At 35.8% G+C, this 14184-nt stretch carries 13 protein-coding genes and 1 pseudogene; 5 read left to right on the plus strand and 9 right to left on the minus strand.

The window, feature by feature from the left end:
- Positions 1–14: 14 nt before the first annotated feature.
- Positions 15–1028 carry a siderophore ABC transporter substrate-binding protein gene (locus LRP81_RS15260; RefSeq protein WP_230502588.1) on the minus strand — a complete coding sequence of 338 codons (1014 nt, stop codon included), beginning with the start codon at positions 1026–1028 and terminating at the stop codon, positions 15–17.
- 560 nt (positions 1029–1588) lie between these two features.
- Positions 1589–2257: pseudogene (locus LRP81_RS15265) on the minus strand (Type 1 glutamine amidotransferase-like domain-containing protein).
- A 299-nt stretch (positions 2258–2556) separates the two neighbouring features.
- On the opposite strand from LRP81_RS15265, the gene LRP81_RS15270 reads away from it, so the two are divergent.
- The 5 genes from LRP81_RS15270 (at position 2557) to LRP81_RS15290 (ending at position 7411) form a co-directional block, all read left to right on the plus strand.
- On the plus strand, positions 2557–3030 hold the full coding sequence (locus tag LRP81_RS15270) for a hypothetical protein (RefSeq protein WP_230502590.1): 474 nt from the start codon (positions 2557–2559) through the stop codon (positions 3028–3030).
- Positions 3031–3469: 439 nt separating this feature from the next.
- On the plus strand, positions 3470–4045 hold the full coding sequence (locus LRP81_RS15275) for a LysE family translocator (protein WP_230502592.1): 576 nt from the start codon (positions 3470–3472) through the stop codon (positions 4043–4045).
- A gap of 25 nt (positions 4046–4070) precedes the next feature.
- The gene (locus LRP81_RS15280; RefSeq protein ID WP_230502594.1) at positions 4071–4859 is read left to right on the plus strand and encodes a helix-turn-helix domain-containing protein; all 789 of its coding nucleotides are present in this window, start codon (positions 4071–4073) and stop codon (positions 4857–4859) included.
- Positions 4860–4986: 127 nt separating this feature from the next.
- Positions 4987–6545 (plus strand): IS3 family transposase gene (locus tag LRP81_RS15285; protein WP_230502596.1). Its coding sequence is split into 2 segments (ribosomal slippage): positions 4987–5629 and positions 5629–6545, totalling 1560 coding nucleotides; the frame shifts between segments, so codons are not numbered across the junction.
- A 608-nt stretch (positions 6546–7153) separates the two neighbouring features.
- Complete coding sequence (locus LRP81_RS15290; RefSeq protein WP_230502598.1) at positions 7154–7411, plus strand: hypothetical protein; 258 nt, start codon at positions 7154–7156, stop codon at positions 7409–7411.
- 199 nt (positions 7412–7610) lie between these two features.
- Here LRP81_RS15290 and LRP81_RS15295 read toward each other — a convergent pair whose 3' ends face one another.
- The 7 genes from LRP81_RS15295 to LRP81_RS15325 form a co-directional block, all read right to left on the minus strand.
- Positions 7611–8504, minus strand: coding sequence for a DMT family transporter (locus LRP81_RS15295; protein WP_230502600.1), 894 nt, complete (start codon positions 8502–8504; stop codon positions 7611–7613).
- Positions 8505–8579: 75 nt separating this feature from the next.
- Complete coding sequence (locus LRP81_RS15300; protein WP_230502602.1) at positions 8580–9224, minus strand: bifunctional 4-hydroxy-2-oxoglutarate aldolase/2-dehydro-3-deoxy-phosphogluconate aldolase; 645 nt, start codon at positions 9222–9224, stop codon at positions 8580–8582.
- Between the two features lie 11 nt (positions 9225–9235).
- Positions 9236–10213 (minus strand): sugar kinase, encoded by a 978-nt coding sequence (locus LRP81_RS15305; protein ID WP_230502604.1) that lies wholly within the window; start codon positions 10211–10213, stop codon positions 9236–9238.
- A gap of 14 nt (positions 10214–10227) precedes the next feature.
- The gene (locus LRP81_RS15310; protein WP_230502606.1) at positions 10228–11721 is read right to left on the minus strand and encodes a tripartite tricarboxylate transporter permease; all 1494 of its coding nucleotides are present in this window, start codon (positions 11719–11721) and stop codon (positions 10228–10230) included.
- Positions 11722–11734: 13 nt separating this feature from the next.
- Positions 11735–12175: a tripartite tricarboxylate transporter TctB family protein gene (locus LRP81_RS15315; RefSeq protein WP_230502608.1), complete on the minus strand. Its 441-nt coding sequence runs from the start codon at positions 12173–12175 to the stop codon at positions 11735–11737.
- An 87-nt stretch (positions 12176–12262) separates the two neighbouring features.
- Positions 12263–13231: a tripartite tricarboxylate transporter substrate binding protein gene (locus LRP81_RS15320; protein WP_230502609.1), complete on the minus strand. Its 969-nt coding sequence runs from the start codon at positions 13229–13231 to the stop codon at positions 12263–12265.
- Between the two features lie 43 nt (positions 13232–13274).
- Positions 13275–14027, minus strand: a complete 753-nt coding sequence (locus tag LRP81_RS15325) for an IclR family transcriptional regulator (protein WP_230502611.1) — start codon at positions 14025–14027, stop codon at positions 13275–13277.
- Positions 14028–14184: the final 157 nt, after the last annotated feature.

The following is a 14184-nucleotide window of genomic DNA, read 5'->3' on the forward strand; positions in this document are numbered from 1 at the left end:
TTAAACTCCTTTATTTACTTAGCTAAAGAATTAGCAATGCTTTCAAATAACTCTATAAAAGTTTGTACTGATTCATTTAAATAAGTATCCATAGGTGCATAAACAATCTGTCCTTTCGAAACAGCCGTTGTATTTTGAAGGGCAGGTGAACTATCAATAACATCTTGCGCAGGAACTTTATCCGTTTCACCAGATATTGGAGCGTCACGGTCTAATACTAAAATCCAATCAGGATTACTCTGTGCAATAGCTTCAATTGAAATTTCATCACCTTGATGATCTGTAGTAGTATTGTCGACTTCTAATGCCGAAGTCCATCCAAAAATATCATATAAAGGTCCCCAAACACGTCCAGAGTGAGGAGCTGAAAAACCAATATCTCCACCAGAAACGATAACACTCATCATTGTATCCGTCCCATTGTAAGCAGACTTTGCTTTTTCAATAGCTTGATCTAGGTCAGTTACGAGCTGCTCAGCCGCTTCATTTTTATCAAAAATTTGCCCCAAAGTAAGTGTCGTTTCTTTAAAACCATTCACTAAATTTTCTCCTGGTGCACTAGTTTCTTCAGAAACATCAACATTTAAATCAATAACAGCAGCATTGGGAACTAATTTTTTTATATCATCGTAATAACCTGAAAATCTTTGACCGATAATAACAAGTTCAGGGTCTACAGCTGCAATTATTTCAAGGTTTGGTTCACGATGATTCCCAACATCTTGAACATTTTCATCCGTTACGTATGGTGAATCTGCTACCATTACTGCCTTTGGAACAGCTGCTAACTCAATGTTCCAATCAGCTAAAGTTTCAAATGTTCTATTATCCAGAGCAACTACATTTTTAGGATTTACAGGTACCGTAACAGTTCCATGAGCATCAGTGACTTCTACTGTTTTAGATTCCGTAGAATTCTCTGTTTGACCACTAGTTTCGGTTTCACTCGTTACATTATTCGAATTTGAACAAGCCACCAAAAGTAAAACAAAAATACCTAAAATGATAGTTAATTTAAAATTCCCCATTCTCTCCTACCTCTTTCCTTATGTATTATAAATTTTAAAAACTAAGTGCTTATTGAATATTGATAAACGAATTATCTCTGGTTTGATTAAATGCTGTTTCATAGTCTTCTATATTTCTTTTTAACATAGTGCAAAACTAAAACGAAACCATTGATAACGATTATCAATATCAATTACAAACAAAAGTATATCAAATATCCAAAAAATATCAACAATAATCTTTATTAATTTTTTTTCATCATTTATGAATTTTAAATAGAAAGGGATTTTTTTGACTACAGAGAAGACCATAGTTACAGTAATTGAGTTAATAAAAATAGAGGGAAGAAGATTGATACTTAGGAAATTTTGAAAGTGATTTTGCTAATTACGGAATAATAATCTTATACAACTGATGGTATCCAATAACTGCCGAGATTACGAATTACATGTTGTAGTAATTGTTAAATGATGAATAATAATTAGTATTAGGTGGACAAAAAGGAAAATTAAAAATAAAAAGCCTGATTTCTTCATTTCTTTGAAGAAATCAGGCTTTTTATATTGCAAAAAAATTAATCTCAAGGTGTAAGCAACTTCCATTTCCCCTCGGAGATAACTTTTACTTCACCATCAATCACTTTAATAGCCGTCTGATCGTCAATTGCGTAACCTGGCACCGAGACTCCGGCTGCCCACTTTTTAGCATTGACCAAGGTATTATCCGGTAACAACTCATGATCTAAGTGTGGAAATATCGCAAAATCCACTAGACCTAATGCTTTATCTTCTCCTGTTGGTGGACGCCATCCTACGAATTCTTCCCCAATTTTAGGAGCCATCACCATGCTTCCAGCGCTCATTCCCACATAAACTGCATCCAGTGATGGCAAGAGTTTTGCTAGACCAGATTCTCGCATCCAATGATACAAGTAGAGGGCGTCGCCACCCGAAACCAATAGGACATCCGACTCTTGAACAAGAGGTACCCAACGATTTTCGTCGATGCTTGGAAGGGCTGTGAGCTCTAAAATACCAACAGATTTCCAGTCCAGGTCGACCATGGGATTATCGGATTTTCAACTAATGAACTGCCATGCTTTGTCGCCGGGACCGACCCAAGGGTGTCCATACATTGCAGTAGGAATGCACAGAGCATTGCATTCAGAAATCGGCTTACCAAGCATGTCAACCAAAGCATTGTGGATAGTGGAGTTATTGACTCCTGCGGAAGTTAGCAAAATTTTCATACCTATATTCAAAGAGGACCTGGAATCCTCCATTGAATGTTGCGACATATGTATTCCTCCTTAGTGTCTAAAGTTCAGTGTTATTTGAATGGTAAGGCATTTTTTTTGATTCACTTCATCGGTGGATAAATCTCTTCTATTTATTTTATCACGTTTTATTAGTGTGAATAGGAAGATGTTTTATGCTGATTATAAGCAATAATTTGTATTTGAAATAATTGATTTATGCACTTTTAATTTTTATATTTTTACTATTCTGGGGGATGTTATTCATGAAGGATAGTATAGGAGGATGTAAAATGAAATATAAAAAGTTTTCAAAGGCATCATTGTTTATCATCATGATTCTACCTTGGTTTTCGCTTCCTCTGCTAGGGAAAGATGCTTTCAAGCGATATTTCCCATCAGGTATATTTATTTCTATCATAGTATTAATTGTGAATTTCATCGCCAAAAAGCGAAGATGGTGGCGGTGGCATGATTTTCTTTCTCCAAAGATAACGTGGGTATATCCCTTTACGTGGGGACAATTCATAGTTGGTTCTATGTGGATTTTAAAATGGACATATGGAAATTTTTTTCGATATATGCTGGTTAATTTAATTGTTGATGGAATGTTTACTTATGGATTATTATATATTTTGAAAAAATTTAACATATTCACTTTAGTTCGAATGGAGAAAATGAAATTAATGTATGTATTTATGTTTGATGCCTTGCTTTTATATGGTTTTCAATATTTAAAAGAAAAGTTATTAGTGAATAAAGGATAGATGCAATTTGGCCATTATCTGTAACATGATAAGCTTCTTTTTTTGTAATATATGGTATGCATTTGAAATAATTTGTCTAAGTAATAGGGCAGGACAGTTTAATAAACTGCCATTAGAAATAAAAAAACTATATGGTATAATTTTCAATAATACTCGGAAGCGAATATTATGTTTAAGGTAAGATTTAAAGAGAAGAAGCACCTAAATTTTCCTTTTGTACTAACAACATATGCTGCGGAGGAACTCCTGATCTATACGGACCTAATATTTTTATTAACTTAGCATTTTTTGATAAAATTTTTCCACTTAAGTTATTTAGAATACAAAAAGAGAGATTCTTGAGTAATAAATATGCTAAATTAAATTTGCAATAATGTACTATATGCCATTTAACTTAATGATGTAATATTCATGGAAAAGCTTGAAAGGAGCTCTCATCATGGATATTACATCTTTTTTATTGTATTGTTTTATCGTTACATTTACGCCGGGTCCAACGAATATCGTCATATTATCCATTGTTCATAACTATGGACCCAACAAGGCAATAGAATATACGTATGGAGCAACAATTGCTTTCGGTTTGTTACTTGGCATATCTGCTATATTAAATGCAGCACTGTTAACGGTTATCCCTAAAGTATTAATAGGTATGAAATTAATTGGAACGATTTATATGTTGTATCTCGCCTATCAAATCTTTAAAATGAATTCATCCAACTCAACAGACTATAAAACTGGCACTTTTATTTCAGGCTTCCTTATGCAGTTTTTAAATCCCAAGGTAGTAATTTTTACATTGACAGTGATACCTAGCTTTGTTTTACCTAACTACACTGACACTTTTGCTGTGACAATTAGTGTTATAGTTATTACTATCATTGGATTACTCGGCTTTGTTAGCTGGGTACTTTTTGGTACATTTCTTAAAAAATTATTACAAAAGCATTCAAGGATCGTTAATTTAATAATGGCTGTAGGTATGGTTTATGCCACACTCATGATCTGGATATAGTGTAGTGATTAAAGAGGTGAGTCAAATGGAAAAATTTATTTATAAAAAATCTGCAGGTATTACTGCTTTATCTGCAAGTATCATGGATTTTAAGTATAAAAAACACGCTCATCAAGAGTATGCAATTGGTGTAACATTACGTGGAATTCAACACTATCACTTGGATGGTAGTTTACAATTATCACACAAAAATGGTGTAATGCTTTTTAATCCTGAACAGGCTCACGATGGAATGGCACATGATAAGGCTGGTCTTGACTATGTGATGCTCTATATTAAGCCACAATTACTATTAGAGGTTACCCAAAAAAAAGATATCGTACGTTTTTCAACGCCTATTGTTTATGATTATAGACTGGAACAAAAAATATTAAGTCTCGCTAATGCAATATTAAGCGATAAAGATGAAGCTTTGTGTAGTGAATTATTCATATCCCTAACAGATAACCTTACTGAAACAGATTATTCAATAGATAACAAGAGTGATAACCTACAAATAAAAAAGGCACGGGATTTAATTCAAGGCAACTTAGAAAGTGTGCTTAAGCTTGACGAGATAGGTAAAGAGTTTAATTTGTCAAAATTTCAGTTTATCAGATGGTTCAAGTCCTACACTGGTATTACACCATACCAATACTTTCTAAACTGCAAGATTGAACATGCAAAGCAATTACTAGAAAAAAACAGGGATATATATGTAGCTGTAGCCGAATGTGGATTTGTTGATTTAACCAATTTAAATAAACATTTTAAAAGTGTATATGGCACAACAGCATTTGAATATATGTCATATTTAAAGAGTACTACCAAATAGTGTTAGTATTGCAAGATTAATAAATATTAAGTCTAACTAAATGGCGCAATCCTAGTATTGATATGCTCCCCTTACGGTAGACAGATTAAAAAATTAAAAATCTGGCTACTTTAAGGGGAGTATTTTTATGTCTACAAGTTCTTACTCTGCGGAGGATAAATACAAGATAATCAAGATGTATGAGGATGGGATATATTCATTAAAGGAAATTAAGTCTAAGTACAAGGTTGCCATTACTACTATTATGAAATGGAAGTATGATTTTGAAAAATATGGTGTAGAAGGTCTCAGGAAGTCCTCGACTTGGAAAAGATACTCGAGGGAATTAAAACTTTCTGCCATAAGAGATTATTTGTCTGGTAGTTATTCCCTTAGAGAAGTTGCTAGAAAGTATGAAATACCGTCTGATACTACACTCAGAAGGTGGATTAAAAAGTATAATAGTCATAGAGAAATCAAGGATACTGCCAAGGGGATGAGCCGATCTATGACTAAAGGAAGAACTACGACCTGGGAAGAACGAATTCAAGTGGTTTTGTATTGTATAGAAAACGGTAAAGATTTTCAGAAAGCAGCTGAAAGTTATGAAGTCTCTTATCATCAAGTATATCTATGGGTTAAGAAGTATGAAAATGGTGGATATGAAGCACTTAAAGATAAGCGCGGAAAAAATAAAACTGAAATAGAACTTTCTCCGGAGGAGAAAGTTAAGCTTGAGATGAAGAGACTTGAAAGAGAAAATGAACGTTTACGTGCTGAGAACGCGTTCTTAAAAAAGTTAGAGGAGATCGAAAGGAGGCGAAGATAAGTCAAATACGATTTGAGGATACGTATATGGCTATACAGGAAATGCACCAGAAAGATGGTTTCTCCATTACGATGCTTTGTTCGATTGCGGGGATTGTTCGTTCTGCTTATTATAAGTGGCTGAAGCGAACCCCATCATTGCGTGAACGTCAAAATGAGGAGATTATGAAAGAAATGATCATTCTTCATGAAAAAGTTAACGGTATTTTTGGGTATCGGCGAATGACTTTAACTATAAATCGCAAATTGGAAAACGACTACAACCATAAGCGAATCTATAGGCTGATGAAGATAGCTGGAATCGAAAGTGTTATTCGAAAAAAGAAAAATCGTTATAAACAGTCCACTCCTCATCACATCGCAGAAAATATATTGAACCGTGAATTCAAGGCTGCCAAACCGAATGAGAAATGGGTTACAGATGTCACGGAACTTAAGTATTGCGGGTTTAAAAAGGCTTATTTAAGTGCAATTCGTGATTTATACGATGGTTCCATAGTTAGCTATGTTTTAGGGCACTCAAACAATAATGAATTAGTATTTAAGACAATGGATCTGGCTATATCTTTTTTAGATACAGATCGTCCTATAATCCATAGTGATCGTGGATTTCAATATACCCATCGAGGGTTTAAACGAAGAATAGAGAAGGCAAAGATGACTCAAAGTATGTCCAGGGTTGGAAGATGTATTGACAATGGCCCAATGGAATCTTTTTGGGGAACGCTCAAAAGTGAAAAGTATTACTTAGAAAAATACAAAACATATGAAGAATTATCAAACGCGATAGATGAGTATATACGTTTCTATAATTATGATCGATATCAAGAAAGACTAAACGGCTTTAGCCCTATGGAATATAGAGCTAAAGCCGCTTAAGTCATTTAATTATTTCCACTGTCTACTTGACAGGGGGCAGTTCATATAAGGATTAGCGCTTAATTTATTGTAAGAGAGAATGAAATATAAATAATTGTAGTATTTTATATATTATGAAATAATTGGTATTAACAGAAAGTTTAAAAAATATGGAGGGAGATAACTATTAAAAGATATGGATTTATCATTATTGTGGCTGTTTTTCTTGTTGGGTGTAACAATGAAAGTGCTTTAGTAAAGAATTTCTTTACCCGATAAGGCACCTGTTAGTGAGGATATAAAGTATGGTCAAAAAATGCTACAAGAAAAAGCTTTGGCTGCGATATCTTTTAAACCTAGACAACTTAGTAAGGATGATTCTCCATTTCCCATTAGAAAGAAATCGGCAGTTCTAAGAAAGTCCGATAAACCCAGTGAAATTATTGAGCTGGATATGGGAGTCACGGTCACAGCATTACCTTGATTGTAGAAAATGTAACAGAATGAAATAAACACCTTCCAGCAAAGTGGGACATCGATACGTGGGAAAATGAAGAAATTGATGCAGAGGAAAAAGGGACAGGTCGTAAATGGCATACAGATTCATATTCTGTTAGGGAGGTTTATAGGTGGGGAATATTGACAATAGAGGACGACTAGATGAAGACCCTTTCAGTTACAGGGTTACCAAAGATAATACGGTTCTTATCGAATATAAAGGAAAACAGGTAAAAATATTGAAGGGTAAAGATGCTGAAAAAATATTAGGAAAAATAAATATTGCTGAAGATGATAAAGCAGTGCAACTGATATTGGCAAAGATTACAGGAAATTTTAAAAGAGGGAATGAACGAATTGTGAACTCAAAAAGAAATGGGAGTTCGTAAATAGATTCTCCAGCAATCCAGTGGAATGTGGAAAATAGATACGTAAGTGAATGATAGATTACAATTCCGACTCGAATCTATGGCGCTTTTCTAAATAAGGAAAGGGTCTATTATTGTATTAAAGTAATAATGGAAAGCGGTAATTAGTAGTTGACCTTTACCCACAGCCCCAACCAACAAGAAGCAGTAGGAAAAACTCCTACCGCTTCCTAATCTCTTCTAACGCTCCAGATCCAAGCAACACTCCTGTCACAATAAAGAACAATCCGACAATGTGTAACGAAGTAATGGTTTCACCAAGCATCATGGCAGATCCGATTAATGTAATAAAAGGTGGTAAATTGAGAAATACAGATGCTTCAGCAGGGCCGATTTTCCCTATGATGAAGTTGTAAGTCATGTGACCGACTGCCGTCGCTAATATAGCAGAAGAAAGAAAGTATAACCAAACTTCTGTTGGTGCTTTTACAAATGTAGATAATCCATTTGGTTCAAGGATGAAACCGATGATGATTAATATAGAGGATCCAATTACTAGCATATAACCAGTTAATAAACGAGGATCAATTGTACGAGCAGCTTTGCTAATGAGTACAAAACTGAATGCTTGCGTTAGGATTGATAGAAACACTAAGATATTTCCTAAAGATACTCCTGAAACACCTTTACTTCCAATCAGGATGGTTAAAGAGACTCCAATACAGCCAAGGACAAATCCAATCCATTTCCACACACTTATTTTTCTACCAATTAGAAAAGTAGCTATTAATGCTGTTAAAATAGGGCCTGAACCTAGAATTAGACCAGCGTTTGTACTATTTGTTCCCTTTAGTCCTATTGTTAAAAAGAAATGGTGGAGAACGACATTAAATAAAGATGCGAATAAGATGAACATCCATTCTTTTTTAGTAGGTAATCTTACTAATTTTAAGTAGGAGAGAATGATGAAAACAGTTAAGCCAGCAATTAATATTCTAAAAGCTGTCATGGTGACTGGGCTTAAACTGTCGACAAGGATTTTTAAGACAGGTACATTCAAACCCCAGATGATCATAATGATGATTAGTAACATGTAATACTTTACGTTTTTCAATCTAGCTCTCCTCTTTTCACTGTAACTAAAACAACAAGAACCTGGGGTTAGGTTCTTGTTGTTCCATGAGACCAATTAGCCTACTCTTGCTTCTGCCACTGCTTCTACATACTGTTTTGCAAGGTCGGTGAGTTTCTCCCATTGGTTGTTTTCGATATAGTCTTTATTGAGGAGAGAGCCTCCAACACCAGCTGCGACTGCACCTGCTTTGACAAATTCGCCAATATTATTGAGATCAATTCCACCAGTTGGCATCATAGGGATATGCCCAAGTGGCCCCCTGACGTCTTTGATAAATTTACTTCCTAAGACACTAGCAGGGAACACTTTTACAATGTCAGCTCCCCATTCGTAAGCTTGCAGTATTTCTGTTGGTGTGAACACACCTGGAATGGCTATTTTTCCATAACGGTTTGCAACTTTAATAGTTTCTTGACTTAATGTAGGGGCAAAAAGAAATTCTGCACCTGCATGAATGGCTAGAGTTGCGGCACCTCCGTCAAGTACTGTACCTGCGCCAATCACTGCATGGTCACTATAATTTAATTTTGCTTGTTGGATCGTTTCTAACACGTTGTCTGAATCCATGGTCATTTCTATACCAGTGACTCCACCTTCAACAAGGGCATCAATTACATACATCACTTTTTCCTTGTCGACTTTTCTTACGACCGCAACGACTCCAGATTCTTCAATTTTATTTAAAAGCTGTCGTTTCATTTATTTCTCTCCTATCTTAGTACGTCTTTTTCAGCGTCATGGAATGTTTCGATATCTTTTTTACACGGTAGACCTTCGATATCGCCTTTAACGGTTACGACCATTGCACCAACTGTTGCCCCTAGTTTTACACACTCACTTAACTCTTTCTTTTCCAGTAGACCGGAAAGAATTCCAGCAGCAAAACCGTCACCAGCACCAACTGGATCAATGACACGATCTACTTTATAGCTAGGTAAGAAACCAGATTCTCCATCTTTAGTAGAATAATAGGTTCCGACACTCCCATTTTTAATGCAAATTTTTGAACCGCCATTTTGATGAAAACGATAAGCGATTTCTTCATAATCTGAAGTGCCAAATAAGTATTCCGCCTCATCAAGACCAGGCATAAAAACGTCTGCTTGGCTCACTAACTCTAGTAAAATATCTTTGGCATCTGGATTTTCAGAAATTAATTTAAAGCGTAGATTCGGATCAAAGGACAAGGTAATGTCATTTTCTTTGGCAAATTTGGCTACCTGCCTTGTCGCTTCTAAACAACTCTCACTCAGTAGGGGAGTGATACCGGTTAAATGAATGATTTTTGCATTTTTTATATAATCCCAATTAAAATCAAGATAGTTTAACTGACTAGCAGCTGATCCTTTTCTATAATAATAGACTTGAGTGGATCCTTCACGAAGTCTTTCTTTCAAGTATATACTAGTTGGATAATTGTTATCATAGGTCACGTAAGTAGTATCGACACCTTCACCGCGAATAGAAGAAACGAGATACTTTCCTAACTCATCATCTCCTACTCTACTTATCCACCCAGCAGTATGTCCAAGTCTTGTGACGCCAATTGCCACATTTGACTCTGCACCTCCATGCCTTTTGTAGAATTTATTTACGTAGCGTAAAGGGCCGTCTAAATCGGCTTCAAACACTACCATCGTTTCACCTAGTGTAACAACTTCAGGGTACATTGATAAATTCCTCTCCATTTCACTGTAAGACTTTATGCTGCTTTTCTATTTTTTAAATGACCGAGGATAATCGGTAAGAATAATGAAAGAACTGCTAAAATTATTAATGTTAGAGAAATCGGACGTGTAAAGAAGATACTATAGCTACCGTCAGACATAATTAAAGCACGTCTCATTTCGCTTTCTGCCATTGGTCCTAAAATAAGGGCTAAGACAATTGGAGATGCTGGGAAATCGAACTTTTTCATGAAATACCCGATAACTCCTGCCACTAACATGACAAATACATCGAAGTAATTGTTACTAATCGCATATGCGCCAATGGTAGAAAAAACAATAATAATTGGAGCTAAGAATGATTTAGGTACCTTTAACACTTTTGTAAATAGCCTAATTCCTCTAAGCCCGAATGCAAGCATAACAAGGTTAGCGATGATCATTCCTGCGAATAAGGTATAAACTAATGCGCCACTAGTGACAAATAATTGCGGACCTGGCTGGATACCTTGTACGACTAACGCTCCTAGTAAAACTGCTGTTACAGCATCTCCAGGGATACCTAATGTTAATAGCGGTACCATGGCTCCGCCGGTTAATCCACTGTTCGCAGCTTCAGCAGCAGCTACTCCTTTTGGATTTCCTTTTCCGAACGAATCCTTTTCATCTTTCTTCGCAAAACGTTTCGCTTCGTTATAGGATACAAATGCTGCGATATCAGCTCCCGCCCCTGGAACGATTCCGATGAAGGTACCAATAAATCCAGAACGAATGATTGTCCCCCATAAAATGCGAAGCTCTCTCCATTTCGGTAACACGTAATTAGCAACAATTTTATCTAAACGATTCTTTTTTCCTATTTCATCTTCCATCGTAATTAATGCTTCTGAAACAGCAAATAGACCAATCATAACAGGGATAAAGGAAACCCCATTAAGTAATGAAAGTTGATCAAATGTAAAACGAGGATAACTTGTCATTGGATCCATACCGACAGTTGCGATTAATAGTCCTACCATCCCTACGATGAGCCCTTTAATGACGGATTTTCCTGCAATACTTGATATAATACTAAGTCCAAAAATGGCTAGGCCGAACATTTCTGGTGCACTAAATACTAATGCTACTTGCGCAAGCTGTGGGGCAATTAAAATGAGTGATATAACACTAATTAATCCACCAGTTGTAGACGCAATTGCAGCTATACCTAGTGCTTTTCCAGCTTTTCCGGCTTTCGTCAATGGATAGCCATCAAGTGAAGTTGCTGCTGATGCTGGAGTTCCAGGAGTATTTAATAGAATAGCTGTAATCGATCCTCCATAAATAGAACCGAAATAAATTCCAATTAATAATAGAATTCCCGAAACAGCTTCCATACCGAATGTAATAGGTAAAAATAAAGCAACACCCATTGTCGCTGTTAGTCCTGGTAGGGAACCGATGATAATACCTGCAAGAACACCACAAACTATTAATATTAGTATGCTAGGCTGAAGCACATTACCTAGACCTTGTAGGAGCAATTCCATTTATCTGTCCTCCTTAATAAAGCAATCCATGTGGAATAGGAACATTTAATAGATATTCAAAAACTAATGTGATAGAAATTCCGACAATAACGGAAGTCAGAATGATTGTTTTTACCTTCCTTACTTCCATTAGCCACATCCAGACAGATGAAAATAAAACAGTCATTACTAAGAAACCGATAAGTTCAACTAATACAACATATATAAGTAATGAAAAGATTCCTAAACCAAAAATGAGCGCTTTTTTTCCTGTTAAAAACGTGACGGAACTTTCGTCTTCTCTTTTTAAAAGGAGAGCAATAGATAAAAAGCCTAAAACTGCTGCAATTAATTGTGGAAAGAATCCAGAACCAGGTACTGCACCCTTTGCCTCTGGAAATGTATTTGCGTATAGCCAAACTGCGATAGAAAACAACAACAAGCAACTACCAATGATTCTATTTGCTAATGTCATTTGGACACCTCTTATTAATAGACATGATTTAATTTGGTGTAGATAAGCGAAAAGACTAGAATAGCTAGTCTTTTCGCTTTTGATAATTTAGTTTAGATCTAATGAAGGGATCAGCTCACTAAAGATGTCATCTTGAGATTTTAATAACTCAGAGAAACCTTCACTATTCTCATAACGGTAACCTAAACCAAACTTATCTAGAGTAGATTTGAACTCGTCACTTTGTGCAGCAACAGCAAATGCTTCTTCTAACTTTTTCGCCTCAGCGTCTGGAATATCTTTTGGTGCTGCTACACCTCTCCAAGTACCAATGGATAAATCAATTCCACCTTCTTTTAATGTAGGAACATCTGGTAAAGAATCGACTCTGTTATCCGTCATTACTGCAAGAACTTTTAAATCTCCCGCTTCTACTTGAGTATGAACCTCAGCTGGACTTACTGCTACAGCATCAATATGACCACCTAATAGAGCTGTTACTGCAGGGGCAGCACCATCAAATGGAACATGGTTTAATTCCACACCAACTTCTCTTTCAAAGGCAGAAGCAGCTAAATGCCAGATTGCGCCTGTTCCGGAGTTACCAACTTTTAAGCTTTTGTTCTTTGCATCTTCAATAAATTCTTCTACTGTATCCCAAGGTGCATCAGAACGAACTGTGATAGCTGCTGGATCTTCGTTTAATAGTGCAATAGGCTTTAAATCTTCATGAGAAAATTGTGCCAAGCCTGAATGAGGTAAAGTTAATAATTCTACAGTGACAACAGTTAGCGTGTATCCGTCAGCTTTAGAGTTTATCCCTGTTTGCATCCCCACGGCACCACCGCCACCTTCTCTATTAACTACTGCAATCGCTCTTCCTAATTCATCTTTAGCAATGTCTGCAAAAGAACGAGCTACTGCATCTGTTCCACCACCAGCAGAATAAGGAACAATTAATTCTAAGGACTTTGTAGGAAAATTAGTACCTGAAGCGCTTTCATTATTGCCGCCACCACATGCTGCTAATATAAGTATCATTACTAAAAAGAAACTAGTAATCTTTAATTTTTTCATTTTGAAATATCCCCTTTGTTTTTTTAATTTCTGACCGTATACTCTATTTTCTGTATCCAAGCTGTCGGGAAATGTTATCTGCCGTCTCTGTAAGTTTTGGAATATATGTTTCTAAGTGCTGATCTATCATCCTAGAAACAGGACCAGTAATACTAATTCCGTATTTTGCTTTCCTACTGCTATCAAAGACTGCAGCAGCAACACACCTAATGCCTATTTCATGCTCTTGATTATCAAAGGCAAATCCGTTATTCCTAACTTCCTTTAATGTAGTTTTCAATTCTTCAGGAGTTGTTAGAGTGTATTCTGTATATTTATGAAACGAATTATGGTTGATGTAATCATCTAACTGTTCCTCATCATACTTCGCTAAAATGGCCTTTCCTACTCCAGTACAATAAAGTGCTGCTCTTTTCCCTATTTGAGAATAGATTCTAATAGTTGATGAGTTTTCGACTTTATCGATATACAATAGTTCATTTCCATCTAACATGACGAGATGGACTATTTCTCCTGATTCCTTACTTAATTTCTCTAAATGTGGTCTTGCAATTTCCACTACATTTAAGCTATCTACTACCACTTGATTCATCTCAAGAAATTTTAACCCTAAGCAATACAAACTATCTTTACCGACTTTACGGACATATGAACCACTTTCTAATGTCATAAGTAATCGGTGAGCAGTACTTTTAGCGACACCTAATTGGTTAGCAATCTCAGAAACACCCATTCCTTTAGGTGAACCTTTCAAAATCTCAAGAATCTCCATTGCTCTTTCTACAGATTGAATCAATATATATTTTCAACTCCTTTCCACTTAGGTGAATTAACGTTGTTCCGCATTAAGGAACGGTGTTCTTTATTATGGGTTTATTATATTTCTATCTGAAAGCGTTGTCAATCAATTTTGAGGGATAATCCGACAGATTTTTTGGATTTGTCGAGAAACT

It is taken from the genome of Sutcliffiella rhizosphaerae (assembly GCF_917563925.1).
GTDB lineage: Bacteria > Bacillota > Bacilli > Bacillales > Bacillaceae_I > Sutcliffiella_A > Sutcliffiella_A rhizosphaerae.

What these genes read in the sequence shown, in the direction of transcription:
- LRP81_RS15275 (WP_230502592.1), top strand. Translation starts at nt 3,470, where the DNA reads ATGGATATTACATCTTTTTTATTGTATTGTTTTATCGTTACATTTACG.
- LRP81_RS15315 (WP_230502608.1), bottom strand. Translation starts at nt 12,175, where the DNA reads ATGACATTAGCAAATAGAATCATTGGTAGTTGCTTGTTGTTGTTTTCT.
- LRP81_RS15280 (WP_230502594.1), top strand. Translation starts at nt 4,071, where the DNA reads ATGGAAAAATTTATTTATAAAAAATCTGCAGGTATTACTGCTTTATCT.
- LRP81_RS15260 (WP_230502588.1), bottom strand. Translation starts at nt 1,028, where the DNA reads ATGGGGAATTTTAAATTAACTATCATTTTAGGTATTTTTGTTTTACTT.
- LRP81_RS15320 (WP_230502609.1), bottom strand. Translation starts at nt 13,231, where the DNA reads ATGAAAAAATTAAAGATTACTAGTTTCTTTTTAGTAATGATACTTATA.
- LRP81_RS15270 (WP_230502590.1), top strand. Translation starts at nt 2,557, where the DNA reads ATGAAATATAAAAAGTTTTCAAAGGCATCATTGTTTATCATCATGATT.
- LRP81_RS15300 (WP_230502602.1), bottom strand. Translation starts at nt 9,224, where the DNA reads ATGAAACGACAGCTTTTAAATAAAATTGAAGAATCTGGAGTCGTTGCG.
- LRP81_RS15305 (WP_230502604.1), bottom strand. Translation starts at nt 10,213, where the DNA reads ATGGAGAGGAATTTATCAATGTACCCTGAAGTTGTTACACTAGGTGAA.
- LRP81_RS15310 (WP_230502606.1), bottom strand. Translation starts at nt 11,721, where the DNA reads ATGGAATTGCTCCTACAAGGTCTAGGTAATGTGCTTCAGCCTAGCATA.